At 47.7% G+C, this 26,712-nt stretch carries 23 protein-coding genes and 2 tRNA genes; 9 read left to right on the forward strand and 16 right to left on the reverse strand.

All coding sequences use genetic code 11. The annotated features are described in order from the left end of the window. The first annotated feature begins 1 nt into the window (after position 1). Together QL234_RS14980 and QL234_RS14985 are read left to right on the forward strand one after the other, a co-directional pair. A tRNA-Val gene (locus QL234_RS14980) sits at positions 2–77 on the forward strand. A 34-nt stretch (positions 78–111) separates the two neighbouring features. Then, positions 112–187: transfer RNA gene (locus QL234_RS14985), tRNA-Val, on the forward strand. 527 nt (positions 188–714) lie between these two features. On the opposite strand, the gene QL234_RS14990 is transcribed toward QL234_RS14985, so the two are convergent. Continuing rightward, on the reverse strand, positions 715–1,137 hold the full coding sequence (locus QL234_RS14990; protein WP_281558633.1) for a hypothetical protein: 423 nt from the start codon (positions 1,135–1,137) through the stop codon (positions 715–717). A 650-nt stretch (positions 1,138–1,787) separates the two neighbouring features. On the opposite strand from QL234_RS14990, the gene QL234_RS14995 reads away from it, so the two are divergent. Beyond that, complete coding sequence (locus tag QL234_RS14995) at positions 1,788–2,294, forward strand: hypothetical protein (RefSeq protein ID WP_281558634.1); 507 nt, start codon at positions 1,788–1,790, stop codon at positions 2,292–2,294. 18 nt (positions 2,295–2,312) lie between these two features. On the opposite strand, the gene QL234_RS15000 is transcribed toward QL234_RS14995, so the two are convergent. Next, a complete protein-coding gene (locus QL234_RS15000; RefSeq protein WP_281558635.1) occupies positions 2,313–3,386 on the reverse strand; it encodes an endonuclease/exonuclease/phosphatase family protein in 1,074 nt (357 codons plus the stop codon). A gap of 343 nt (positions 3,387–3,729) precedes the next feature. On the opposite strand from QL234_RS15000, the gene QL234_RS15005 reads away from it, so the two are divergent. Beyond that, entirely contained in the window at positions 3,730–4,947 is a 1,218-nt protein-coding gene (locus QL234_RS15005; RefSeq protein WP_281558636.1) for a lanthionine synthetase C family protein, read from the forward strand. 140 nt (positions 4,948–5,087) lie between these two features. On the opposite strand, the gene QL234_RS15010 is transcribed toward QL234_RS15005, so the two are convergent. Next, complete coding sequence (locus QL234_RS15010; protein ID WP_281558637.1) at positions 5,088–5,291, reverse strand: GDCCVxC domain-containing (seleno)protein; 204 nt, start codon at positions 5,289–5,291, stop codon at positions 5,088–5,090. Between the two features lie 270 nt (positions 5,292–5,561). Between QL234_RS15010 and QL234_RS15015 the strand changes: the two genes are divergently transcribed. The 4 genes from QL234_RS15015 (at position 5,562) to QL234_RS15030 (ending at position 7,914) form a co-directional block, all read left to right on the forward strand. Beyond that, on the forward strand, positions 5,562–6,713 hold the full coding sequence (locus QL234_RS15015; RefSeq protein WP_281558638.1) for a patatin-like phospholipase family protein: 1,152 nt from the start codon (positions 5,562–5,564) through the stop codon (positions 6,711–6,713). Between the two features lie 379 nt (positions 6,714–7,092). Continuing rightward, positions 7,093–7,293 (forward strand): hypothetical protein, encoded by a 201-nt coding sequence (locus QL234_RS15020; RefSeq protein WP_281558639.1) that lies wholly within the window; start codon positions 7,093–7,095, stop codon positions 7,291–7,293. Positions 7,294–7,331: 38 nt separating this feature from the next. Next, a complete protein-coding gene (locus tag QL234_RS15025; RefSeq protein WP_281558640.1) occupies positions 7,332–7,499 on the forward strand; it encodes a hypothetical protein in 168 nt (55 codons plus the stop codon). A 199-nt stretch (positions 7,500–7,698) separates the two neighbouring features. Further along, positions 7,699–7,914: a hypothetical protein gene (locus tag QL234_RS15030; protein WP_281558641.1), complete on the forward strand. Its 216-nt coding sequence runs from the start codon at positions 7,699–7,701 to the stop codon at positions 7,912–7,914. 38 nt (positions 7,915–7,952) lie between these two features. Here QL234_RS15030 and QL234_RS15035 read toward each other — a convergent pair whose 3' ends face one another. The 4 genes from QL234_RS15035 to QL234_RS15050 all read right to left on the reverse strand — a co-directional run bounded on the left by QL234_RS15035 (position 7,953) and on the right by QL234_RS15050 (position 14,749). Next, entirely contained in the window at positions 7,953–9,338 is a 1,386-nt protein-coding gene (locus tag QL234_RS15035; RefSeq protein WP_281558642.1) for a copper chaperone PCu(A)C, read from the reverse strand. 5 nt (positions 9,339–9,343) lie between these two features. Beyond that, complete coding sequence (locus tag QL234_RS15040) at positions 9,344–13,024, reverse strand: multicopper oxidase domain-containing protein (protein ID WP_281558643.1); 3,681 nt, start codon at positions 13,022–13,024, stop codon at positions 9,344–9,346. 443 nt (positions 13,025–13,467) lie between these two features. Beyond that, complete coding sequence (locus QL234_RS15045; protein ID WP_281558644.1) at positions 13,468–14,352, reverse strand: NPP1 family protein; 885 nt, start codon at positions 14,350–14,352, stop codon at positions 13,468–13,470. A 187-nt stretch (positions 14,353–14,539) separates the two neighbouring features. Further along, on the reverse strand, positions 14,540–14,749 hold the full coding sequence (locus QL234_RS15050) for a hypothetical protein (RefSeq protein ID WP_281558645.1): 210 nt from the start codon (positions 14,747–14,749) through the stop codon (positions 14,540–14,542). Positions 14,750–15,026: 277 nt separating this feature from the next. On the opposite strand from QL234_RS15050, the gene QL234_RS15055 reads away from it, so the two are divergent. Further along, positions 15,027–15,311 (forward strand): hypothetical protein, encoded by a 285-nt coding sequence (locus QL234_RS15055; RefSeq protein WP_281558646.1) that lies wholly within the window; start codon positions 15,027–15,029, stop codon positions 15,309–15,311. A 46-nt stretch (positions 15,312–15,357) separates the two neighbouring features. Here QL234_RS15055 and QL234_RS15060 read toward each other — a convergent pair whose 3' ends face one another. The 9 genes from QL234_RS15060 to QL234_RS15100 form a co-directional block, all read right to left on the reverse strand. Then, complete coding sequence (locus QL234_RS15060) at positions 15,358–15,729, reverse strand: hypothetical protein (protein ID WP_281558647.1); 372 nt, start codon at positions 15,727–15,729, stop codon at positions 15,358–15,360. Between the two features lie 129 nt (positions 15,730–15,858). After that, positions 15,859–16,446 carry a cytochrome b/b6 domain-containing protein gene (locus QL234_RS15065; protein ID WP_281558648.1) on the reverse strand — a complete coding sequence of 196 codons (588 nt, stop codon included), beginning with the start codon at positions 16,444–16,446 and terminating at the stop codon, positions 15,859–15,861. Positions 16,447–16,928: 482 nt separating this feature from the next. Continuing rightward, positions 16,929–17,996 (reverse strand): hypothetical protein, encoded by a 1,068-nt coding sequence (locus QL234_RS15070; RefSeq protein WP_281558649.1) that lies wholly within the window; start codon positions 17,994–17,996, stop codon positions 16,929–16,931. A 504-nt stretch (positions 17,997–18,500) separates the two neighbouring features. Continuing rightward, the gene (locus QL234_RS15075) at positions 18,501–18,641 is read right to left on the reverse strand and encodes a hypothetical protein (RefSeq protein ID WP_281558650.1); all 141 of its coding nucleotides are present in this window, start codon (positions 18,639–18,641) and stop codon (positions 18,501–18,503) included. A gap of 212 nt (positions 18,642–18,853) precedes the next feature. Then, positions 18,854–21,415: a M9 family metallopeptidase gene (locus QL234_RS15080; protein ID WP_281558651.1), complete on the reverse strand. Its 2,562-nt coding sequence runs from the start codon at positions 21,413–21,415 to the stop codon at positions 18,854–18,856. 461 nt (positions 21,416–21,876) lie between these two features. Then, positions 21,877–22,482: a DNA-3-methyladenine glycosylase I gene (locus QL234_RS15085; RefSeq protein WP_281558652.1), complete on the reverse strand. Its 606-nt coding sequence runs from the start codon at positions 22,480–22,482 to the stop codon at positions 21,877–21,879. Positions 22,483–22,509: 27 nt separating this feature from the next. Continuing rightward, the gene (locus QL234_RS15090) at positions 22,510–22,797 is read right to left on the reverse strand and encodes a YciI family protein (protein WP_281558653.1); all 288 of its coding nucleotides are present in this window, start codon (positions 22,795–22,797) and stop codon (positions 22,510–22,512) included. Between the two features lie 20 nt (positions 22,798–22,817). Then, entirely contained in the window at positions 22,818–23,399 is a 582-nt protein-coding gene (locus QL234_RS15095; protein ID WP_281558654.1) for a TetR/AcrR family transcriptional regulator, read from the reverse strand. A gap of 300 nt (positions 23,400–23,699) precedes the next feature. After that, entirely contained in the window at positions 23,700–26,411 is a 2,712-nt protein-coding gene (locus tag QL234_RS15100; RefSeq protein WP_281558655.1) for a TonB-dependent receptor, read from the reverse strand. Positions 26,412–26,712: the final 301 nt, after the last annotated feature.

The following is a 26,712-nucleotide window of genomic DNA, read 5'->3' on the forward strand; positions in this document are numbered from 1 at the left end:
TGGACGATTAGCTCAGTTGGGAGAGCACCGCCCTTACAAGGCGGGGGTCACTGGTTCAAGCCCAGTATCGTCCACCATTTCGCTTTATAAGACTATCAAATATCTCTATACGGACGATTAGCTCAGTTGGGAGAGCACCGCCCTTACAAGGCGGGGGTCACTGGTTCAAGCCCAGTATCGTCCACCATAACCTGCCTTTACGATTCGTGAACACCACCATTTCACGGAAAAACTTTGCTGTTAACGCGCAAAAAGAAACTTTTTATTAAATATTTTGTTACACAGTACCGCTTTAAACTTTACTTTTATTTAACTAAAAAACTTGAGTTTAACACTGACATTCCTTTTCCTGATCATTTTCCCTATATTTCTCTAACTGAAATGCGCAAGCTCACCGCCAAAATGCATAAGTAGTCGCTCTTGATAAAGACGTACCTTTGCTATAGCTGCACAGAGCCGCTGTCAGCTCAGTAAATATTCGAGACATTACTTCATCCTCTCATCAAACATGATAAACCTTAGCGCCCGTTGCAGAGGCTGGATAAGCAAATAACCTTCAAGCCAGGAACATCGTAAAGGCTCAAAATCAAAGGCTTGACTGGTTCGAAACAGGAAATAATATCAGCGAGTGCTTAGTCGGTAATTACAGAAAAAGTATTGAATAGGGATCGACCGATCCCTATATAAGTAAGGTAGTTTTAATCAATAAAGTGATTAAAAATCAAACTCATGTACCGAGTAAAAATATTCTTTATTGTCACAGTCAACTGCCTTGGCGGTCACCGGCTTAAAGTCAGATAAATACCAGGTTGCCGTCAGTTCACTATTTACGCTGCCTGCCGGGCATGCACCGGCAACGGTATGTGCAATATCACGACCGGCGGCAATATCGGCCGGCACATTCTGATTCCAATAAAGTCTTGCTTCACTGTGCGGTGGCGTACCCACTTCATATTTATAATAAACGGTCATCGCGCGAAAAGGCGTGGTAGTCCCCGGCGTACAGGCACCGCCTATACATTTCAAGTAAACCAGGGAATCACTGTATTTTTCTACGCCGTCATCGGTGGCTGTAGCCGCAAATGAAGAAGAAGCAAGAACCAGGGCAGCAAGTAAAGTTTTTTTATTAGCTAGCATAAATTTTCCTTTTTATATTAATTTTATATTCCGTATTACTGCTTGTTAGATCGTATGAGAGGAATCAACCTAACAATACGGGCTAGAACAACCTGCCGGAGTCAATTCCAGAAGGCATTAATAGGTATAACAAGGAAAATTTATTCATACCAGAGGGCGAGTGTTTCAAAGCTTTTCCCTGTGTTTCAAGTCATTACCAGCTTTTTTAAGGAGGGAAAATACTTTTGCTTTCCACCCAAATTACAAGCCCGGGTTTAAATAACGCTTAAAAATCCTCCAAAAAGATAACTTTTTGAGAATTCTTCAATAATCTTGCACATTTCAGTGTTACACTGCACGACCAGTTGATTCACTGCCTCCTTGTTATCAAGGAGTAATAAGAGGATGCCAGCTAAAATCCTCAAGATTATGCTCTCGTGGCCGATAAATAAAATCTGGACAGATCAGGAACAAGGTAGCGTCACTGCCATATAACCTGTCGCAGCAGACATTGCCAGGTTCAACTAAGGAGCAATAATCCCGCATAGACGGGAAATAAATAAGAATAAGATGTACAGAGGTTAGTCGTGACAACTATGTTCAACCCCATCCGGTATCATAGAAAAACAAAAGGTAATGCCCCCACTAATACCATGCAGTTCGGTAGTATCATGGTTGAATTATACCAGTTAGGCAAAGATGCTTACCGCATTGTCTGGCGCAGTAAGATGACAGGCGCCAGCACTACTTTTATCAGTATGGCCAAAGATAAATACCAGGTGATCCGTCAATGGGCGCAAAATAAAAGGCTACCTGATATCAATATTGAATTTGAACAACGTAAGGTCGCCTTCAGCCATTTTTTACGCAATGTCGATATTGTTAAAATTGCCCATGATCTGCTGCGCAAAGCCAGAGAGTTTTGTACCGGTTTGTTTGCCGAGCAGGAAAACCTGCCGGATATCAAAGCCCCCGATTTTCGTTTTGGCCGCCTGCAGTCCGCCATCGGCCGAAAAGTGAATATCTACTCAAAAACATCAAAAGAGCACCTAATCGCCCGGGGATACCTGTTACAGCTGGTGGGCTCGCAGGTAGAAGTGCATATCACCGAAAGGCTTGATTTACAAAACCCGAAAAAGATCCAGAAATTCCCCACCAATAGTGCGTTCTTAGTCTAGCTCCCGGCGCTTGTTTCGTCATGCTCGCAAGGTCAGGGTCACCAGCACAATACCGTGATCGCTGCTTTCACCGTCCCGGTCAAAAACCGGATTAATCAAATGGCGATCATAAGTTTCATGCCCGCCTACCTCGAACAGGCTTAATTGATAACCGGCGTCGAATTCACGGGAAAGCAAAATATAGTCCAGGACCGAGCCTTTAGCGCCGTAATAATGACTGGGCTTGCGGAGAGGTTCAGCCTTTCCCCGGCTCTCCACCAGTGCCTGAAACATATTCCAGGCATCCTGCAGACAATATTTTTCCAGATAAACTTCACTGCCTTCAACGCCATCAGCACGTAGTGCTTGCGTTGTTAGGAACACCAGCTCTTCCTGAGCCAGGCTGTTATTAAAATCCCCCATCAGGATCATTGGCAAGCCGCCCTGTTCGCGCCGACTGATCATCTCAACAAACAGCAATGCCGCTTCACTGCCCCTTTGTATTGCCGCCCCCCAGCCTCCTGCGACCTGGGCTTTAAGCTGCTCTAAAGTATTTTTTTCACCTGACAGGGCTTTAGCCGCTTCATACTCAAACAAGGGGCGCTTGGATTTAAAATGCACCACATAACAGTCGCAAAAACCGATATGGGGCAAATCCACCGTCGCCCTGAGCACCTTGCGGCTAAAAGCAAACCCCGCTTTAAGCCCCATAGTTTCGGCAAGTTCGGGATCTGGCACTACCGGTACAGCTTCAGCCACAGGATAACGGGAAGCTATCGCCACCACAGGATGCGAATAAATAAAACCATCCGTGACCTGAGGTTGATCCACGACATGAAAATAAGGATAGCCCTGCCCTGCCAGCAATGCTTTTAAAGAGTCGGGACTAAAGACTTCCTGAAAGCCGATCACATCCGGTTGATGCGCGGTTAAATAGTCAACTATCCATTGTTGTTTTTTACGCCACTGCTGTGCGCTGTAGATACGCTGGAATTCATAGAATGCATTGGGAGGTTCAAGATAATTGAACAGGTTGAAACTTGCTATTCGGATCTGGGATTGAGATACAAGTTTATCGGTAGACTTTTGTAGTTTCAGCTTTTTTTCTGACAAATGATTTCCCTGATGATTAAACTCCTACTCCCAAAAAAAGCTCCTCGAAAATAGGATGTAAGCACAAAGCGCTCAGCATGTCTTACCTTAAGGGGCAAAGCGGCTGCTGTAAATGAGTTTATCGTTTTATTTCTTTGCCGGCTTGATAAATACAGACAACAACCTTGGCTGTAAATATAAATCAGCGGATATTTATGAGACTTGATTAAAAACCGTGGTGAAATTTTTTTAATTAGGCTAAATTGTCCCTACCTTGATTTATCAGAGACTTAAGCAATAAAAGACCTCAGATAAGAGATCAAGCAAAGAACCCAAAATAATAACCAAAAATAAGGATGTTTTGATGTCTCCTGCATTATCGTCAGCCCTTGAAAACCGCCCGCTTATCGAGCAAATTCTCAAACAACTCGGCGACACGGTCGCAAATTTACCCTCAAATCCGGGCTTTTGTGGTTTGTTGAGTGGTTTAAGCGGAAACCTGTTGTTTTTATATAAACTCAGCGTATTTGATGCCAAGCTGGTCAATGAAGAAATCTTTGATGACAAACTGGAATTTTTACAACAGCAACTGGCCGCCCATATTCATTATAACGATTTAAGCAGCGGTCTCAGCGGACAGGGCTGGTTGCTGGAATACCTCAACCAAGCCCAGGGGGACGATTATGATCCCGAAATGTGTGAAGAAATCGACAGTCTTTTACAGGAAAGCCTGTCGGATACCCCCTGGCCGGGGGAAATTGAAATGGTGCTGGGTCTGGGGGGCGTCGCCGTCTATGCCGCCAGACGTTTATTGAAATCACCCTCTGCCGATTTATTTGAAACTTTAGTCAGCCATTTTGAACAGGCAGCCGTGCAGGTGACCGAGCACACCCTGACCTGGTCACAGCCGGCGGACTCAGTTTATCGCTTCAATAAGGAAGAGAAAGAGACCCCTGAATTTAACCTCGGTCTGGCCCATGGCGTCCCCGGGATCATTGCCGCCTTGCTACCGGCATTAAAAATACCGGCTTTACACCAGCGTACGAAATCTTTGCTGATCCAAAGCTGTGACTGGTTAATGGCACAGGAGCTGGATAAGCATAAGTTAGGCAGCTGTTTTGGCTCTTCGTGTAACGAAGAGCACATTTCACGCCTGGGCTGGTGTTACGGCGATCTGACCATAGCCTTAACCCTGGCGCGGGTCGGCCAGACGCTGGAACTGCCTTCTTACCTGGAAAAAGCCAGGGAAATCAGCTTACATGCTGCCGGGCGCGACCAGGATAACGGTATGGTCAATGATGCCGGTTTATGTCACGGCAGTGCCGGCATCGCCCTGGTTTTTCAGTTATTGCATCAACACCTTGATGAAGAAGAATTATTGCACACGGCAAATAAATGGCTGGATATCACCTTGAACGACTACCGGGAAAAAGGCTTAAAAGGATTTTATATGTTTTCCGGCGTGACCAAAGAGCACGAAGAAGATACCGGATTGTTAATGGGCTACACAGGGATCGGCCTGTGCCTGTTATCGGCCTTAACTGGCGATACCGACTGGGTAGACTCCTTGCTGATGGCTTAAGCTAAACCCTGAATGCAACCCAAACAAGCGCCAGACAGCTAACGGATGACGACAACAATAACATCCGTTAGCACCGCTTCATGATAGCGAAAGATAGCGCTTTGTCACCGGTGAGAGAGATGCCCCGATAACTGGCGGAGTTAATGACCACAGTTATCACCAAGCTGTACCGGCGGGCATTTCACCGTGCCAAAAGAGCAAAAAACACAACAATCCCCCTTTAAGGGTTTCAGCCAGACCTGGCAGCTATTGCACTGATAATAATACCAGCAGGCATTGACCGGCATCGTTTCTTCCTGCTGAAAACCGCATTCCGGACAAGTAATTTTTGAAACAAGTATCATCTTCACACCCGCAGATCCGGGCATGGAATTAGCCCTGGCCTGATTTTAAAAAACTCATTACACTGACAACTATATAATACCAAAAGAAATAATTAATTGATCACCTTCAATGGTCTAAACACTCAATTCCTTCGTTGCACTCAATCCCAATAACTGGCTATTGGTCAATCATGCGCCTTGAACTTGAATGTTTATCCTCATTGAATCTTGGTCAATTATTTATTACGTTTGGTATAAGATATAACTATATAAGAAAAAAATATCGGATTTATGTCGAATAAAAGAACCTATAAAGATTCTAAAAATGCCCTGGTATTAACCGGCGGCGGTGCACGTGCCGCCTACCAGGTAGGGGTGCTGACGGCTATCGCGAAATTCGTGCCGAGAAATCACGGCATCCCCTTCCCTATTTTGGCGGGCACATCCGCCGGCGCCATCAATACCACGGGTCTTGCCTGTTACGCTTCCTGCTTTCACCTCGGGGTAAAAAAACTGGAATGGGTATGGAAGAACCTGAAAACCAACCGCATCTACCACAGCGATCCGCTGCGGGTTTTTGGCAATATCAGCAAAGGCATGCTGGCCAGTTTCCAGGCGGATTATGCCACCAAAACCGCCCGCAGCCTGTTAAATAACGCCCCGCTAAGGGATTTGCTCAATTTAGTGGTGGATTTTAAACGTATAGACGCCAATATCCTGCGCGGCTATCTAGATGCGGTGTCCGTCACCGCCTCAAGTTACAGCAGCGGCGACTCCATCAGTTTCTATCAGTCTGAGCAGGCGATCCCCCCCTGGCACCGCGCCAAAAGACGGGGCCAGGTCGGAAAAATCAACAGTGAACATTTAATGGCTTCTGCCGCTATCCCGATGATTTTTCCCTCGATCAAGCTGCAGACCGAACATTTCGGCGACGGCTCGGTTCACCAGCTGTCCCCTTTGAGCCCGGCCATTCATTTAGGCGCCGAGCGCTTGTTTATTGTCGGGGTCGAACAGCCGAAAGAGCCGCGCCATGCAATGGAGAACAACCCCCATCCCCCCACCAGCGCCACCATCGCCGGACATATGTTAGATACGGTTTTTGCCGATACCCTACAAAGTGATCTTGAACGTATGAAACGGATAAATGCCACCTTGTCGCTTATTCCCGAAAAGCAGCGGAAAAGCCACGAGGGACTCAAGCATATCGACAGCCTGGTACTGAACCCCAGCCATGATTTTAATGCCATCGCCAGCGAGTATTTTGACGAGTTACCTTTATCCATCCGCATGTTGCTGCGCTGCATCGGGATCCGGGAAGACTCGGAGTCAAGCATCACCAGTTACCTGCTGTTTGAACAAAAATACTGCAAACACCTGATCAAACTGGGATATGAGGATGCAATGGAAAAAGAAACTCAGATCAGGGAATTCTTATCCCTGTAAAGAAAAGACCAACCAAAAAATCGCTCATTAACGGGGACATCAATGAGCGAAGAGAAGCAAAAAAATGTATCCATACCCAGCTTCATGAAACAATTTAATTATAGCGCTTTTGTACAATTTTTCTTCTTATCAAAGCCCCGAAGCACACAATTTACTGCTCAAGATTATCCGTTTTTGTCCAGAATTTTAAACACCTTAAGCTAAGTTCCTAAATTACAGCAATAAGTTACCACTACAATTTTACCCACTAAAAACATAAAGCCATCCCAAAAAATAACAGACAAAACATCAATAAAACACCGGGATTATTGAAACCCTCAATTGCCACTGCTACATTATTTTTAAGAAGGAAAAACATCTCAGGCAAAGGATTGACCTTATGTATACTTCGACTATCACTTGCGCTCAATGCAAAGACAATATTCAACTGCCGCCTAATACCGGCCCGTTTGAACTAGTCACTTGTCCCCATTGCCAGCACACGGCAAAATTCATTGACCTGCAATTGAAGGCCCAAGAAGAAGATCAAAAATTTGTCGATGAGTTAACGCTGACATTAGCCCCGCCTACGGGTGATTAGCAAGCTCTAGCCTTATCAAGCAAGCAGGGAGAATTATTTTGAACACAAGCGCAACAAGCCAGGAAAGTATTCAACAAAACACTTATTCACAGCCGGGCAATGCCAGCTTTCGCCTGGGCCCGGAGCAACAAGGGATCATTTATGCCGGTTTAGTGCTACTGGTGATGGTCGCCATTGTTGTGGTCATTCTTCGCAAGAAAAAATAATCTTCCTATGCCTCAGATCGTTGCTCGCGGCAATCATCGCGGGGCATAAGCTTTCCTCTGCTTATTCCAACCTTTGATAAAGGCCTAAGAGAAGCCCAGATAATTCCTCAGTTTACCCGAGCGGTCAATTTTGCCCTTTGCGAAAATCAGCAAAATGATATCTTAATCGCAACTTTACCCCTGTTATAAGGACATCAAGATGTTAGCCCAAGTACCCGATCAAAATGCCCAATTAAAAAGAATTATCGCCCAAAGCCAGGACATTACCGACATTAATGAACGCAAGTTTATCGCCGATCTGGCAATAAAAATCTGGCTGTCCGGCCGTAATATCGCCGGCAGCCTGGAAAGTGCACTGGAGCAGGCCAAAGTCATTCATCAGGATTACCAGGCCTTTATCAAAGGGGAATGTTAATGCATGACCCCGGCTTCCCTTGCCGGGAAAGCACTCGGTTATTTTGCCGTCACCTTCACCGAAACTTTTTGCTGCCAGCCGGATTTAAACTTTAACGTCAGGTTAATGCTGTCATCTTCATTTAACGGCTTTCGCGGCGACTTGAGCATTAAATGTTTACCGCCAGGCAGCAATGCCGCCTGCCCGAATGCAGGCACAGCCAACTCATCGAGCTTTTGCATCGCCATCAGGCCATCTTGCATCGCCATTTCATGAATTTCTATCTGGCTAAATGCATCACTTTCCACTTTCACCAGCGTCAACTCCTGCCCGGTGGGATTAATCAAGGTCAGATAACCGGCATTGACCTTAGCCTCAGGTAAAGCCTGACGCACCCAGGCATTGACTATCTTCACCGCTTTATCGCCAATGCTGCGCTGGCTGCCAGGAGCTTTAACCGGCCCGGACGCGGCAATACGCTCGCTTTCCTGCTTGATAAAAGCGAGTATTTGCATGGTCTCCTTATAGGTTAGCCGCATATTCGGCATGGCCAGACGGTCATATTGCAGGTAGAGGGACATGGCAATGGGATCTTTCTCTGCCAGCATTTTATCCGGCGCCATTATCCAGTTGACCAGCCAGTTTTTTTCCCGCCTTTGACTCACGGCAAATAAATCAGGCCCCAGCGCTACCGGCACTGTTTGTGCGGCCTTTTCCCCAGTGCTTGTTCCGCTGCTCACTCCGTTATTTTCCCCGGCAATGTTATGACAGTTTTGACAACGGGTACGAAAAAGCTGCTCTCCGGTTGCCAGGTTACGCAGCTTGGGCGCGCTGGCATAGTCCGTTAACGGCTTGGCAGACTTCCAGTCACTGAGCCAGTTGCCGATTTGATCCGCCAACACATAAGGGTTTTCAAACGGCGAACGTTTCATCCAGCGACCGGTACTTTGATTGCCGATGATCATGCTGACATTGTGATTTAAAGAGCCGTCCTGAATCTCCTCGATATATAACCCCAGTTTGCGCCGCAGCCTGCTGATATCATTTTCATTACCGGTGAGAAAGGTCCATTTGGCGCCGAAGCGGCTGCGATAGGCATCGAGGACTTCCGGGGTATCGGTTTTCGGATCAATGGAAATCGAATAGAAAAACACATCTTTACCCAGCCGGTTGCCCAGGATGTTTTGCACCCGGATCAGCTGGGCGGTTTCCAGCGGACAAGTATCCGGGCAAGCGGTATAGATAAAATTAATGACCACGGTTTTATCTTTGATTAAGTCATCAAAAAACCTGACTTTTCTCCCTTCATGGGTTGTTAACAGGGTATTGGGAAAATAGTTTGCTCCCCAGGGGCTCGCTGCGCTCAGCACTTGAAAACTGCTCGAGATAGTCAGCGCAACCAAGAGCACCACACTCATTTGCAAACGGGGTTGATAGTTAGCCATCTTAACTACTCCCCGTTATCGGCTTTGCCGGCATTACGGGCATCATGCACCAGCTTATCCACTGTCATCGGCACCGGACAGTTGACCACATGGGGAGAGTTGAGGTTTTCAAAATCATAATTGTTGAGGCCGATATTCGGCGGCGGCGGAAACTCCAGCACTTCCAGTTCGCCTTTGGCACGCAACTCTTTTACTTGTTCCAGGCCCTTAACAACACCAACGCTGTCTATCGCCGGCGTCAGCCAGTGGGCAAAGCCGATATGCCACATCGGGCTATAATCGTCTTCCGGCATAAAGTAGGAAGGTACCCCCACCTGGCTGCCAAACGGCCCGCCGCCGAGCAGCCCCATGCCGTCGCTTGGCGTGGGCGGATAACTGCTGCGTATCGGCGCCGGCGGTATAAACTGGATCAGCGGTACGGCAACCGCGCCGAGAAATTGATGCTTAGGCACATAAGGCACCCCCATGGCTTTGGCCGGGCCAAAGGGAAAAGTATCAAGCACAATATAATAAGGCAGATAGTCCCCTTCCCCGGCCCAGGATTTATGCAACTTAAAAGTCACATGGGGATTTTCCCCTTCGGTCTCCAGCGCAAGCACATGGCCGGAAGCATTTAAACCGCCCCAGACTTCGCCGTTATATAAACATTGCGTATTGGCGGGCAAATCGGGAAAGCCGCGGCAGGATTTATCGATGCGATTTTGCTGCCAGGGTTTATCCCCCCACTTAATGATCACGGCATTGAAGATCACCTCTTTACCGTTATAGTTGACCCGGCGCAGCGGCGAATAACTGTTGTTATCATCAACCTCGGGAATACCTTCGGGGTTTTCATCATTGGCCCACACGGGATTTGGCAGGTCGCCGTAAAAGGTCCACTGCCCCGTCGGCGATACCGAAGCCGAAGCCAAAGCCGCTTGTGGGGTTTTCGCCAGCGCCCCGGCCCAGGCCAGGCCTAACTCATCCGCCAACGCCTCATCGCTGACATCATGCAAAAAATACCAGACCAGGGTTTCTACCCCCTGCTCATCAATATTGATACCCTGCTTCAAGGCAAAGGTCGCCGTGCCCCGTTCATTATCCGGCGGCACTGCCGACAAAGCATCGCCGATAGGGTTATCGCGAATATTATCCAGCTCGCCGATTTCTGTCCCTTTCACCCAGACGGATACCGGCTCAAGCTCAGGGCCGTACTGACCTGTGCCATCACCGGTTCTTGCTGTCGGCAGCGCCACGGTATCGACATAACCGACCCCGTCCCAGGAAGGAATCGGCGTTGGCATCAGCTTGGTTTGCCCGGGGTTTTCCACATCCCAGCGCAGCAACATGGCATGATCTTCATGCTGGGTATTATGACAATGCTCCATATAGGTACCGGCAAATTCCCGAAAACGAAAAGCAATCTCTATTATGCTGCCGCTGTCTTCCTGCGGGCCGAGCCGGTAGACATCCTTGCGCGCCCACTTTTCCCATTCCGGCGGCTCTTTGCCGTCACGCCTTAAAATGATGCCTTCTTCAAAATGGATATGTACCGGGTGGCTCCAGCTGCCGCTGTTGACCAAACGCCAAACTTCAATGCCGCCCGAGTTCTTATCCGGCGCCGCACTGAGCCTGCGGGGATCCATACTCAGCCCTTTGCCGCCATCGGTTTCTATCACCCAGGGCTTTTCGTCCGTGGGTTGACGTTCAAATTCAAAGGTGCGGTGCAAGGCATTGGCGAGCTCACTCTCATCGGGGCGATTTAAGGGGATCAGGGTTTTCTTGCCGGCAACAAAGTCGGCGGGATCCATGCTTTTATCTTCTCCCTGGTACCTTTGCACGCGAAACTCAAGAAACTTGCCCACCACGGGATCGCCGTGCATCCAGCGATCCACCTGGCCATCATCTTCATCATCATAAGGGAGGGCATAATAATCACCGCTAAGAATATCCCCGAGCGGGATCACCTTGTCGGTGACCTGGCCGTTTTTATGCTGCAGCATATTGACAAAATAAAGCTTGTCACCGGCTTTAAAGGCGCTGAAATCCACAATAATGTCATAACGCTCGGCGATGCCCAGGGTGGGTAATTCGCCGTTTTCAAAATAAACGGTATGCTCCATAATATTACCGTCATTGGCGATCAGGTAAAAAGGCACCGGCTCGCCTGCTTCATCCACCAGCGCCAGTTTAAAATAGCGCGATACCGAGCCGTTTAAAATGCGAAAACGATACTGGCGGGCGCGCACATCAAAATAAGGTTTGTAAAGCCAGTTCACTGTCATGACATCGCCGACAAAGCCTTTGACATTAAAAGGATTAAACCAAAGCTGGCCTTCGCTGTCCCAGGCCTTTTCCGCCAGCAGCAGGTTGACATCATAATCCCGGTTGCCCCAGTCCAGGGCGCTGCCGCTGGGCAGACGCAAATTCACACCATCGTCGAGGGCTTCATTGCCGCGATCAAGAGCGCTGTAATAATTCATCATGGCAACACTGCCCTTGTAGACATTTTGCGCGGTAAAGTCGAGCATATGATCATGGAACCAGTGGGTACTCATGGTTTCGCGCCAGTCACCGCGCAAATTAACTATGCCCCCCTGGCCGTCCGGGCTACCAGCCCTGGAATCCTTTGCATCGCGATTAATCGAATCATAACCGGCCAGTACCATAGGCCAGCGGTAATCAAAGAATTGTCCGGGGAAAAAGAAAGCATTGGTATAACCGTCACTTTCCGCCGGGTTATGGCCGTTATGCTCATGGGTACTCAGGGTATGCACGCCAAAACCGCGGTTGGCGGAAACATCGATGGGCAAAGCATTATAGTGACGCATAATAAGCGGCTCACCGTAACGCACTTTCAGCAGCTTGGGCGGGAAAGTGCCGTCGAAGGTCCACAAGGTGGTTGGCCCTTGCTGCGGCATATTCGGATGGAACCGCACCGGAATGCCGGCCGTGGTGCCTGCCCCGCCGACACTCTCATGATAAAGCCCGCCGGGGGCAAACTCTCCCACTTGGTATTGATGATCCTGCTTATTATCCCTGAGTCCGCCGTTAAGGCGGGCGCCTGTGGTCGCGGTCTGAAAATAACGTGTCGGGGTAAAATCAGACCAACGTTGGTGCGACCAGCCTAAACCCGGTGGCCGCCCTTCGGCGGGCGGCTTATCAAGCGCCCGGCCGAGATATTGCTGGATATGCCCTTGCCAGGGGTTTAACTCCCGGGTATTGGCGGCCACGGTCGGCAGCGGCCAAATCCCCTGGCTCAGGAAGTTGTCCAGCTGCTCACCATTGGGCAGGCTTTGGCTGTCTGGCGGCGTTGGCAGCGACCGCCAGTTACCGGGTTTATTGTTATCCAGGTTTAACGGCTCCAGACCAAACTCTTCAAAACGCAGCATCGGCTGACTGAAGGGCAAGGCGCCAAACAAAGGGCTGGGGGCGCCATTGGTGGGGATATTAAAATAACCGTTATCCTGCAAACTGCCCTTGGGCAAAACATTGGTTATGGTGGTATCTTCGCTGGTACCGGTTGCGCCTCCTTCAAAAGCCCCTTTATTGGCCTCTGGCAGATCATCGGGCAGATCACCGAATACCGGTCCCGTTGGCAAGGAAGCATCTTCTTCTGCCACTTCTGTGTTATCGTCGCTACCGCTATTTAATTCCCATTTACACCCAGGCACAGCAGCAAACACCAGCGATAAAGCCAAGAGCATCGCACCTGGCCTTACTTGTGTGAATACTGATCTGAAAAGAGAAGGAAATGAATAAAGCGACAAAGATAAAAACGGACAGTGTTTTTTTTGTAATAAGCTCATAAAATCACCTATACACCTCTAGCCCTTACCTGTACCCCGGTAAGCGCAAAGAATTAACTTAGGCACTTAATACTTTTCCAAAGTATAGTGTTATTGGCTGTCGGCAGGTGCAGTGGATGTCTTGCAGTGGCACAGGAAAATGACCATGGAACAAAACAATGCTCCCTGCCATTCTCCCCTGGATTTTACCGGGAAGTAATTAACAAGCATAGGCGGGAAAAAGACCACCGGCAAACCTCTAAACACAGAAATAAAAACCGCGGTCTTTCTTTTATCAGGATAAAAAGCTTATCTATTATCGGATTAAGCCAGCTTTGCTTTAGCTGCAGGTTGTTAAGCCATTATTCGCTGAGATCAAAGTAAGCATGAATGCTGTCGGCGGTAAAAGCCGGGTAAGCTGAAGGCTTAAACTCATTAAGCTTGTTTTGGAAATTGCTGTTTCTAAAATCAAAACTGGCATTGCCGAAATCACTGTTATTGATCAACTGCCGGAACATGGCATTATCCGCGCTGCCATCTCCTTTGATCATGGCATAGCTGACAATTGTTGGTGTCAGAAATGCTCCCGGCGCTTCCGGCTCGGCAACATCGCTGGCACGGGCAAAGCGAAAGGCATGGGTTAAAATACTGTCTTTGTGATAAACAATGGCCGGATGTGCACCGATAAATTCAACCTCATCTACGCTGCGGGTGTCATAATCACCATGGGCGCTGGCACTGACATGGGTCATCACGCCATTGACAAACCAGGTGATAACATGTTCGAGATCATGTCTGTGACCAAACCAAAAAGATGCCTGATCTTTAATAAAATACAGGGCATACATATTGGCACAATACTCTACCGAGTCTTGCTCGACGCAGGCATGCCTGTGATAGGTATTTGACTCGTTATAAAAATCACTGAACTGGCAATTTTCGCTGACGCCGCCGCTGATCTTCAATCCCGGATTGGCCACGCCGCTGCGGTCAAACGCCGCGGCAGCATAACAGCCGTCACCGTCAAAATCCCAAACCGGCGCCTGGCTTGCCACTACCTGGCTGTTGCGATAGGTACTGTCCTTACGGATATAGGTATGCCCCTGATACTCCAATAAGTAAGGTTCCTCAACCGCCCAATCTAATTTTTCATCATAGCGAAAATCGCCTGCCAGCGCCGAAAAAGAAATACCAAGTAAGGCAGAAAGAGGTAGGAGTTTCAGGAGGTTCGTTGTCGTTTTTTTCATGTTTTTCCCTTTTATCTATAACAGCACGGGAGTGCAAATTTTAAAGCTTATCTATGAGCAGCTTAATCACCCTTCCCGGGTGGCGACGCGTACAATATAGAGGGACTGGCCATTAATCAAGGACTTTTACAAAGGGGGTTTAAATACGGCAGCCGAAGGAGAGCTCGACCGCCGTAAACTCCCTGCTTTACATTTCAGGGTTAATACAGGCTTCCCATGGAGTAGAAAAACATCTGCTATTGGTTGGACAGCCATTAAATACATCGGTATTCGGAGCACAACCTACTACTGTCGGTATAGGACCGGCACCGCCAACCTGAGGCGTCATTGCCGCCGGTAGTGCTTTATTGTCTCGTGATAGGTTTTTTAACTTTTTCTTATTCAATTTTAATTTCACGACATATCCTTATTATTTTTAATTGATAAACAGCTGCTGAACAAATTTCACACAGCAAAATATAAATTAGCCAACAATTAACTTATCGTCAACATTATGAATACACAAATGAAATATATATGGTTGTCATATGATCGCGATCAACATCCGCCGCAGGAATAAAACCGGGAAAAGACCAGCACACTTTTTGCTGATATTTTGTACAAAGGTTTGATTGAACTCCCAGTCGGCCCCTGATAAGCTAAACTAGCTAACAACTTGATTTAAGGGGAAGAAAATGGATATTAATTTAGAAAAATTCGACAAATCAGCCGTAGCAATCCTCAGGCATCTGGCCGCAGAATTCCCGACCGGCAAACGCATAGACTTTAAAAGCCTGTTCACAACAGATCCCAGCGATGATGAATTTGATACCCACCGCGGTGCTATTACGGTATTACGGGATAAAAAACTTATCGTCGAAACCAAATCCGCCAAGTTCACCCTGTCTAACGAAGGCCTGACCATGTTTGGCATTGCCGATATTAAAAACCATCTGCAAACGAAAGTGGATGCCCAATAACCGTTAACACGAGCCTGCCTTACACCGGTAAGATGCGGCTGCTTTGTCAGCCGTAACTTTGCAGCCAGACACTTAAACCACGAAGGGTTAAAATAAGGAGCCCGGCAGTGGTCACAAAAGCGACAATCGCCAGCACAGAATATAAAAACCTTTTAAAGTTAATGCCAAGCCTTTTAAAAAAACCTAGCTCCCTGCTGGCCTTGTCCGGTACGCCGGGAAAGGTATACAACAACCAATAGATGAGTGCCGACCATAATAATGCAATCACACTGGGAATATGCAGGTAATCATACTGGCTTGAACCGGCGTTACCTATCAGGATATAAAAGATCAAGGCTAAAGATGCCAAGCCAACAACAAGCGCAACCCCTTTAAACCATTGAACTTTTAATGCCAGTAATCGTAATTTATCTATCATTTCCTCAAGCTATCTCTTTTAACTATTACCCGTACCGCCCTTATACTGAAAGACAGCCCGGCTTGCTGTGCACTATTCCTTCTGGCATAAAGGCACGGGATTTATGGTTTTCTTATCTTAACCGGCAATCTATTTGTTGGTGGTCATTTTGGCAAGGGTACGATCTTTTTTAACGAACTGGTGATACAGGGCAGCCATCACATGTGCCAATATCAGCATCCACACCAGCCAGGCGCCCAATATCTCTTTATGGATAAAATCTATCGGCGCTTCAAATTCTTTAAAACTTAACCCCAAACCTTCGCTGACTAATGACACAAATAACTGGGTGTCTTCAAATTTCGGGATATCAAATAGAAAGAAATACTCGGTATTAACCCCGGTACCCACATAGCCGGTAATGGGCATGATGATCATGATGGCATATAAGGCATAATGGCCGGCATGTGCTGCCAGGTGTTCCAGCTTAGAACCCGGCTCTAAATCCGGTACACGGTTAGTCATACGCCAGACAACTCGCAGCACAACCACTACCGCAATCGTCACCCCAACTGATAAATGCAACTGCAACGCAGTCCAGTTCTCCGGCGTTTTCTCCTCGGTAAACCAATGGCGGTAATAAACACTCATATATGAAGCTAAAAATAACACCGCTGTGCCCCAGTGTAACCATTTTGCTATTGTTCCGTAATTATCAGCAGTGTTTTTAAATTCCATTCAATACTCCAAAACAGGTAAATACATAAAAACCCCTTTAAAGGGGCTTTGTGGCGTATACATCTCAAGTCAGCAAACCTTTACATTACCAAAGGTCACCTCTTGTTATAACAGGCTCAATTTCACCCGGCCAAACGGACTTTCCATGGCTGGTGATCAAATGAAGCCAGGTACAGCCAGAAAACTTCTCTCTTCGGCTGTGTCTGGTTATACCCTAAGTTACTCTGATTTGAATAGTGATTTCAACACATTAAGCTAGATTACGGCTGAATATTCTAAAAAACTGAACATAAAAGCCGCTCAAAAACATGATAACACCGTCTAAGGTTTACCAACGACACTCACCTTACCATGATGCCATTCAGGCCAAGAGACTGACAATACAGGACAATTCATTTCAGGGGACGGTGCATGATAATTACCTTAAAGATATTGCTCCGTATCCCCTGCATTGTCCTTTTTATTATCACTAAGTTGGTAAATTACTTCCCGGGTACACTCGGGCTAACACGGGAAACATCGCCATGTTTATAATAGCTTCGATTATCTTTAGGGCCAAAGACAACCGCAGTATGTTTTTGATAGCCGATTTTCCCGAATTGCTCACGCTTTTTCGATATTACCGCACCCTGTGTTGTCGGCCCCATATAGCCGACAACCCGGTTATGACGTTTGTCCATGGCATCAATCGCTTCTTTACGCTCTTTGGTGAGATTGTCAGGATTGAAAAAGGCTTTTACCTGGCCCCACTTGCCCAAAGGCCTGTCCATCATTTTATCGACCTGTGACTTATTTCTTAGGTATTGAGTTTTATAGCTGGGTTGATTTAACTCCTGCTCCAGGGAACCGGCAAAGGTTTTACTCCATTTACCGGCGCTTTGCTCTATGGTTTGTTCACGAAACTTTTGCGGTACATTCTGCATATTCGATAAATCCGTTTCCGTTCCGCTAAAACATGAGTTTGCACGCAGCTGGCTTACGCTGGGTAAGCCCATCTTATCCAGCATAGAGGCAACGGATTTCGCTGACGTTGCCTCATGGGCATCCGAATAAATTTTCTTATCACCGGCAGAGCCGTGCCCCTGAACAAAAACCACCGGATGGGATCGCTTGGTATTAACACTGCTAAAATCCATCATGGCATTATCTTGATGAGACCAGTCACGCAGTTGCTGATAAGTTTGCTTCTCGGTGGCACTCATAAACCCCGGGGCATTTAACTTCTGTTTGGCTAACTGATGAAAGGCATCACGTTGTTCTACATCCTTAAAAATAGGCCTCACCATGGGATGATCATCGCGTAATGCCTGCATCCCCATACCGCGCGAATTTGCCATAAAATTCGTGACATCACGGTGGGGAGAAACCATATAACGCTGCTGATCCACCAGCGGACTCAGGTCACTTTTATTAAAATTTTCGATCTGAGACAACATAACATTACGATTCATATCACGGGGCTGTGGATTGGCCACCCCCATACGTTTCAGCATATTGGTCGTTGCTTGTTCTTTTGTCGGGGGAGCTTGAGGTTTTCTAAGATTCAACATAAAAATGACTCCTTTTCTGTGGCTACGAATAAAGACGGTTACCTTCATTGCCCAAATGAGATTCAGGCAATGAAGGTGCCACAATAGAAAGAATCCCCCAAATGCATATACGCAACTGATTTACCAGTAAAAGCTAAACAAGTGTCATTTTTTGTTGTCTTAAAGACTCCACCAATATCAGCTATTTGGGCAGGCAATGGATATAATTTGACCCAGAGGGTTAAAACAGACCCGCATAGTTTTTACCCGGTAGCAGGTATTTCATCGCAGTTATTCCAACAGACTTGAGAAGTTTGCAATTTTTGGCTGCACTGAAAATAACCAGGGGGGGGACTTAAGCGATGGAATGAAGATTAGCCGCACAAGCTGCTGTTCAGGTTAAGACAGCTTAACGGACGGGGATTGGCCAAGGCAAACTCACCAATGTTCTCCCCAGCAAAGCAATAGGGGGTAATAAGCAGCGTGGTCTGAAGCACCACGCCCTTACTGTTTCACTGTTTACAATCAGCAGTGAGTAATGCCGATATAAGTGGTATTTGGCATCTCTTTGGCACCACCGGCCACTTTGTCAGTCATATCCATAGGAAGGGTTTTATTATCTTTAGAAAGGTTTTTCAGCTTTTTCTTGTTGAGTTTAAGTTTCATTTTTTCATCCTTATTATCATTATCAGTCAACACTTATTGCCTAAGTGCACCTTTAAACTAGCAGAGCCACACGCGAAGTCAACAAAACAAAAAACAAAAAGTTACAATTAATTTACATAATTCAGAAGAGACTAAAACGGCCCTGACCCATATGGTAAGAGCCAGAGCCGCTTAAACTGTATACTGGCTAAGCCAGCATACGTACACAGGTGTTATTTATAGTCGGCAACCAATTGTGTACCCGTCCCCTGTCCGGTGATCATAATATAATGCCAGCCTGACGAAGGGTTATTTACCACTATGCTTTCTTCACTGGTGTTTGCTGTGGTTGCCGCATTTTCATAGTTGCTGCTGCCCGGCCAGCCAGTGGATGACTGGTAGATACTGGCATCGCCATTGCCGCCGCTTGTGGTAAAACTCAGGCTGCTTTGACCACCAGGCACACTAAGAGCCATATAAATCGTGCCATCACCTAAACATACTGCCTGGTTGTCGAGCAGATCACCGCGAGTTACCGGCCCCTGGCTGTCACAGGCATTGCCTGTGCCGCCGCCGTTATCTTCGCTCCAGCTGGCACTCAGGCTGACATTATCGAAGGCCTGATTGTTATACGGATTGCCCATAACATACCAGATACCGGCCTGTGGCGATGCCACATTGACAGTTTCGTTATTGCCCGACTTATAGGGACGGTGATCATAATTGGTCAGGGAGACTTCACTGCCGGCTTTGACATATAAATCGACATCGCCGCTGCCGCCGGAAGACTGGATCACCAGATCAGTTGCCCCCTGGGGAAGTTCAAAGGTATATGTTGGTTGTTCGCTGCCGTCGGAGCTGATGGTGACGCTCTGGCCATTTTCCAGGACATTATCCGGCTCGGTTGGCGTTTCTGTGGTGCTTTCTACCGTTTGCAGCCAGGCGGCAAATTCAGTATCTAAACTGGTGCCTATATTGTCTAAAATACGGTCATAAGCGTTAAAGTCCCCGGTGCGCAGCTCAGACAAGATGTTATTGACATAACCCATTTCATTTTCAAACATGAAACGTACCGCCAGATAACTCCAGTCGTAAATCCGGCTTGAACTGTGGTCATAGTTAGTACGCAGTAATTCACTTAACTTATAGGTGTTTTTACGCGCTTCGGCGATGGCATCATCGTTATAGTCTTTATTGGCGATATATTCCGCCAGCCCTTCGCCCCACCACACCGAATCATGGGCATTAAAGTCACCGAAGTCGCCGTATTTGTTAAAGCGGCCATCCAGGTAATGCACATACTCGTGTTTTAAATTCCACACGGCAAACTCCGGCAATAACCAATCGGCCTCATGAGCAAAAAAGCGTGCGACATTGCCAACAACCGACGGGTCGCCTTCAAGATAAATACCGCCATTGTCTGTGTTGTTGCCATAAATATGATAGGAGAATTTCTTATACTGGGCGGTGCTGTCGTAAATCACCAATTCAAGCGCTGAGTTGTGATCATCTGCCACCGGAATATTGTTCGTGTTCAGGCGTTGATGGAAATAACTTTCCTGCTCCCCCAGTTCATCACACACCTGGCTCAGCTGACCATTGGTCAGCTGCTGGGCACGTATGGTTAAAGTTGAACTACAGGCATGGGTAATCGGCAGGATTTGCGCTTCCAACTCGGCTTTGTAATTACAGGTATTATAAAAACTACAATTTGCACCGTCGTAATAGTCCACCTGGCTTATCATTTTAAACCAGGCCTCGGAAGCATCGCCTGTCATGCTGTGACGGGATAAGAAATCTTTGATTAAATTTTGTGCCCGGGTACGGGTTGCGCCGCTGTATTTCAAGATACGGCCGAGTTCGGAGGCGGCATCGTTAAACTGCGGCTCCTGGCTGTGGCCGATCAAATCGGTATTATTTTTTAAGAAACGATCCAGGGCATTAACCAGGGAGAGATCGGCTTCTACCGCATTGATAAAGGCGGCATCGTCCCTCGCACGATAGATGTAGATAAGCGTTTTGGTAAACCAGTTCTGGCCATTGCTGCCCCATTCCTTAACGTAGGCATCCAATATGCCGATGGCCTGTGGCAAATAACGATAACGATCGACAGGCTCTGTAGTATACATCAAAATCATGACTTCTTTGGCAAGATAGGCATGGGTTTCATCGCTCTTATAAAAATTGCTGTTGGCGGCAAAAGCATCGAGAAAACTGACGATGGCCTCATCAAGTGCGCTGCCATAGTTGCCGATAATGCCTGAGTTTCCGGCTTGTTCTTGGGTCCATTTGCCCGAACGCAGATAGGCAACAAAAAAACGTAAGTTATTGGCGCTGGTGCCGTCATAACTCTGCGCCAAAGCTCGGGCTTCATTGGCGATATCTATCATGGCGCTTTCGTTAAACAGTGACTGCATATCAGCCGTTGGTGTGGTCCAGATGTTATCTTCAAAACAGCTATAATCATCCTGGGTTTTCATCAGGTCGTTACGCGCCCTGCCGGTAACGGCGGCAAGCTCGGTTGTGGTGGCACAAGTTGCAGCAGCCGTGACTTGTTCGGCGCTTTTCGCCAATAGCCGGTTTTTCAACGTATGGCGTAGCGGGCTGGTTGTCGCCCGATCCCGTGCCAGGGGATCGGCATCGCGAATATCGTGCTTAACGGCTGTTAGCGCCGTTAAATGGCTGGGTTTATGATCATGGCTTAAGCGGATGTTTTTATCGGATACTGTACTGGCGATACTGGCATTGGCCGCTAATATCGCAGATGTTGCAAGGATTATTGTTTTAATTTTCATCGTTTTTATCTTTGTAGTTATTGATTTAGTTTTATTAACTCCCGCCACATCAGAATTATCCCGTTCATTTTTCAATGAAATTTATACCTTCAGAGAATCTTTCTTTCCGTGACTATAAAAACATATATTGTATACATTATACCCGTCAAGCAGTTTTGTTTATTACTTGACCACCGCCATCAGCAGCACCAAGCCTTTAAAAATCAATTAAGCACTTGATATAAATAGAAAAATGTGTTTAGAATTCAAGAAATAATACTCCCCTGCTTATTTCTTTAAGGAATATGTGATACACAATAGGAATGAAAATCGTCTATTTAGTCGCCACGACGTAACATAAATTTAACAAAGAAATGTTATTGGCAGCAGCGTTAACGAAGGGATTAGTGAAGGTTTTGATCATCCGCACAGTAAAGGTGGGATGATCATTCAGGGACTTTACTTACCAGCAAAGAGTCACACTAAGGTCTTTGAAAGCAACTGCGCGACTGCTCTACCCGGGCTCTGACCACACAGCCTTTGGCGTGATCATTGATCAGCCCCATGGCCTGCATAAAGGCATACACGGTCGTGGGACCAACAAATTTCCATCCCATCTTTTTCAATGCTTTCGACAACGCCACCGACTCATCTGAGGTAGAAGCCGTCTGCGGCTCTGCCAGGGCTTCGGCTTCAGGTTCGTAGCCCCAGAAAAACGCCGCCAGGGAGCCTTGTGTTTTCACCAGCTCCTGTGCCCGCTTGGCATTATTGATCACCGCTTCAATTTTACCGCGATGTCTTACTATGCCTTCATCCTGAAGCAGGCGTTCAACATCCTGGCCGGTAAAGGCGGCAACTTTATCTAGCTCGAAATTATCAAAAGCAGCACGAAAATTGTCGCGTTTGGCCAAAATCGTGCGCCAACTTAGCCCAGACTGAAAGCTCTCAAGGCATAACTTCTCGAACAGGCGGCGATCATCGTCTACCGGAAAACCCCATTCATTATCGTGATAGTCAAGAAACTCGGGCGCCGCACCGCACCAGCGACAGCGTGAACCGCCATCCGGACCGACAAAACTTTCTGTCATCTTTTTCTCCTTAAGTCATATAAGCAATCAATTCAGCAGGAAGTTAAGGCGTTCATCTCCCCGGTGCGGGGAAATTTCCAGAATTTCTGCATTAACCACATTTTCCACCACAAATGGATCGCTATTTACCCGGCTTTGCAGCGCTTGCAAAGTGCTGTTATGGGCTAAAACCGCTCCCCCTTTATTCGGTTGCAGGCTGCCCACCATTAAAAATACGCCATCCGTCAGACCCTGTTCAATCCAGGCCTTATGCCCGGCCATAAACCGGCTCGCCTGGCTTTTATTTTCAGAAAACGTCAGTAAGATAATAAACATCTGGTTAACTCTCCTTTGATTTAATGTTCTGGCTTTGGCTTTATATACACACTGAGCCAGCGATAGAGCTGCTCGACTTCTTGTTTGATAAAGGTTTCATCATTAAAGGCACTGGCCAGGGTCGCCACCCCCTGGCTGCGTGCCAGAAGGTGCATCGCCAGGGTATCGGCTTCGTCCTTATGGCCAAGCTGCTCGAATTGCCGCGCCAGCCAGGCGCGAAACAGGGAAAATAACTTATTGGCTTCGCTTTGACCGATATGGTTTAACTTCGACAGCTCAGTGGTAAGGGTGCCTAGCGGGCAACCGTAACGCTTAATTTTATCCCGGTTGACGAGCAGAATATTAATAAAACTGCGGATACGATCTGCCGGGGCTTCCCCTTCCGTCTGCCACTGCTCCAGCATGGCGCGGGTATTAGTCAGCCGCCGTTGGATCACGGCGTCGAGTATTTCGTCTTTGCTTTTGAAGTGATAATAAAAATTGCCCCGGGAAATTTTCACTGCCCGGGCAATATGCGCAAATGAGGTATGCTCAAAGCCCTGCTGATAAAACAAATTATCGGCCGCTTCAACAATATGCTCGCGTGTCATTTTTTTACTCATGAAAAGGCTTCCCGCTCTCCCCTGATCGGACGGATTCATTTAGATGACTAAAAACTCTCCCGTCAGCGAACACAGTCATGTACCCGCTTAAGAGGCTAAACCCACACAAATAGGACACTTGTCCTAACCCAAGAAAAAAAGAATAGGACAATCGTCCTATTCTGTCAAGAGACCGGCTAAGATAAAGCGCAACAAGTGCCTCTACTGCTGATAATCGCCCTACTAAAAGCCACAGCAATAACAACTATCAAGCAAGCGCACCGGGGGACAGGCCGTCATGACCTGTCCCGGGCTCTCACACTAAAACTCCTTCGCCAGCGTCATATAGAAGAAATTCCCCCGCAGCGAGTAGGTATTGTAATCAACACCATTGGTGCCTTCATACCTGAGCGGCGGCTCCTTGTCCCACAGATTTTTTACTCCCAGGTTAATGTCTAACCCCAGCGGCTCATAAAAATAATCCACCTGGGCATTATGGAAGTTACTGGAGCCCATGACATGGCCGCCGGGCTCGTCGGTGGCGGAGATATATTCGACGTTATAAGTGACCGACCAGTCGTTTTTGCTCCAACCCAGGGTCAGATTGGCACGATCTTCGGGGATATTGCCGAATGAGTTGTCATACAGGCCAACGATAGAGCGCGACGGCGAATCGGCGGTGTCCTGTACATCAAAAGTCAAAAAGTGCGACCATTCCAGATTGATGTCCCAGTCGCCCACGGAAGAGTCAAAACCATACATCAGCGCCAGATCAACTCCGTCCAGGGTGCGCTCGGCAATGTTATCATTGGGGGCATTCACCGACACGATATAACCTGTGCCGCCCAGGGCGCGGGTGACCTGGTCGGTATAATCGGGATTTTGCGCCACATAGGCCTGGTCCAGCACATATTCAGGGCTTTGGAACACGACATTTTCCTGGGTAATTTTAAAATAATCCAGGGTCAGGGACAGCTTGTCCGTCGCCTGGTAAACCAGCCCTAAAGTGAGATTTTTAGCTTCTTCAGGTAGGAGCTCGCTGTTACCGCCCGAGGTGACATTAAAGCCTTTCACGGTATTTAAAATATTGCCGTCCACTAAACCGGCACAGCCCGGCATATTGGCCACCACGCCGGTACCACTCGGATCACAGGGATCGGCTATGCCTTCGGTAAAGGCGGCATTGGCCTTGGAATACATTTGCAGCATAGTCGGCGCCCTGAAACCGGTGGAATAACTACCCCTTAAAGTCACCTCTTCCAGCGGCTTGTAGATAACGCCAACTTTTGGATTGGTGGTGGTTTCCCCCAAGTCGCTGTATTTCGAGTGACGGACCGCCAGCTGCACTTCTAAGGCATCCAGGGTCGGGATCACAAATTCCGCATAAAACTCGTCAATTTTTCTCACCGGAGAAACCACATCCGAGGTCGCCTCCCCCCAGGAAACATCAAAGGTTTCCGTTTGCTGGCTGATATCCGCCCTTTGCTTGGACTGCTCTTCCCTGTGCTCATAACCGATGGCAAATTGCACGGTACCGGCGGGCAATTCCATCACGGGACCGGCCAGGCTGGCCTGGTAATAATCCAAGGTATTGTCATTAATGGAGAAAGGTTTAGTGACATTAATATAATCGAGCATCTCCTGGGTAATGGTGCCCGGGGGACCAAAGACATTTAACGGCACACAATCGGGATCTTCACTGGTGCCGCATTCGTCGGATAAGGCCGCATCGATGCGCATCAGAGAGGGTTGCAAGCCGCCGTCTGTGGTCATGCGCCCTTCCTGTGACGAATAGGTCAGGTTCCAGTCATAATCGCCAAAGGTACCGTTAAAGCCCAAGGTATAGCGGGTAACATCGGTTTCAGTGGTATAAATGCGCGGGCCATATTCGACAAAACGGCGCGAAACATTACCTTCCACCCCGAACGGGTTATATTTTTGGTTGGCCCCGACACCGAACTGGTTACCGTCAGCGTCATAATGATGGAATGCCGGCGTTTCGGTACCGCTACCGTACCAGGCGGTATCGACCCCGGGAGGCGCCTGGTTGCCCCGGTTCCAGCCCTGGTAAGAGCTGATTTCAGCGAATACCTGGATATCATCAGTTAGCTCATATTCACCGGTAAAAAACATGGTGGTATTTTTCAAGGTATTAGAGCCGGACGTCACGTCATGATAGTTATAACCCATAACATCATAATCCCAGGGGATCACATCACCCGGATTGGCGGCATCGGGCACGGTCCATTCTCCCTCGCCTAAGCCAAACCCCGTCAGCCTGGCATTGGGGGCCGTACCCGAACGCTGGTTTTGCCCGCCGACATGACGAAAGTCGGCATCCCGGGTACGGGCCCTGTCTCTTGATAGCCAGCCGTCGGTATTGTTTTGCGCTAACGCTATCATCAAACTACCGCGATCACTGCTCGCCCCCAGGGTCAGGCCGATACGCTTTTCAGCCCCGTCTCCCCTGCCCGAAATGCCGTAACTGGCATTGATACGGGCCCCTTCATAATTGCTTTTAGTAATAATGTTTACCACACCGGCAATGGCATCCGAACCATAAATAGCCGAAGCACCGTCTTTAAGTACCTGGATTTGCTCAACCGCCTCAAAGGGAATAGATAATAAATCCACCTGGTTTTCGGCATTCGCAGCTATGGTGCGCCGGCCGTTGATCAGGATCAGGGTATTGCTGGCTTCGATGCCGCGCAGGGTGACGGTGGCAACCGAGCCTGCGCCGCTGTCCGACTGGGCATTGGCGGTATTGCCGGTCAGTGCCGGTAATTTACGCAAGGCTTCCCCGACATCGGTGATCCCCAAGCGCTCCATTTGCACTTTCGAGACCACAGTGATCGGAGAGGATGAACTTAGCTCGGTGCGCGCAATACGCGAGCCTGTAACCATAATTTTTTCGATATGTTCTTCACTTTGTTCACTGACAGCTTCGGCAAAAACCGGCACTGAGAGCGTGGCTGCACTTGAGATCAACACGCCTGATAACGCGGAGCGCTTAAAACTTGAATACTTGCTCATGGAAATTCCCTCTATTAACATTAACTTGAAAAGACAAGGTAACAAGTTGTTATTTTTATATTTTATTTATAAGCTTTTTGCTTTTGTCGTTTACTTTTCCATTGAGTGAACAAATAGAAAACCAAAGACTGCATACAATATACTTTATAAAAATAAAGAAAAATAGCTAACAGCAGGTTTTTTAACCAAGTTTCGCTGAGTGAATAAGCTTTAAGGCTAAAGGGTGATATAAAGAGAGCCAGAGAGCAGGCTTTGGCAAAAGTGATATTTGCCAAAAGACGCTAGCTGCCACGCGTATGCC

The organism is Thalassomonas sp. RHCl1, from assembly GCF_947387555.1.
Taxonomy (GTDB): Bacteria; Pseudomonadota; Gammaproteobacteria; order Enterobacterales; family Alteromonadaceae; genus Thalassomonas.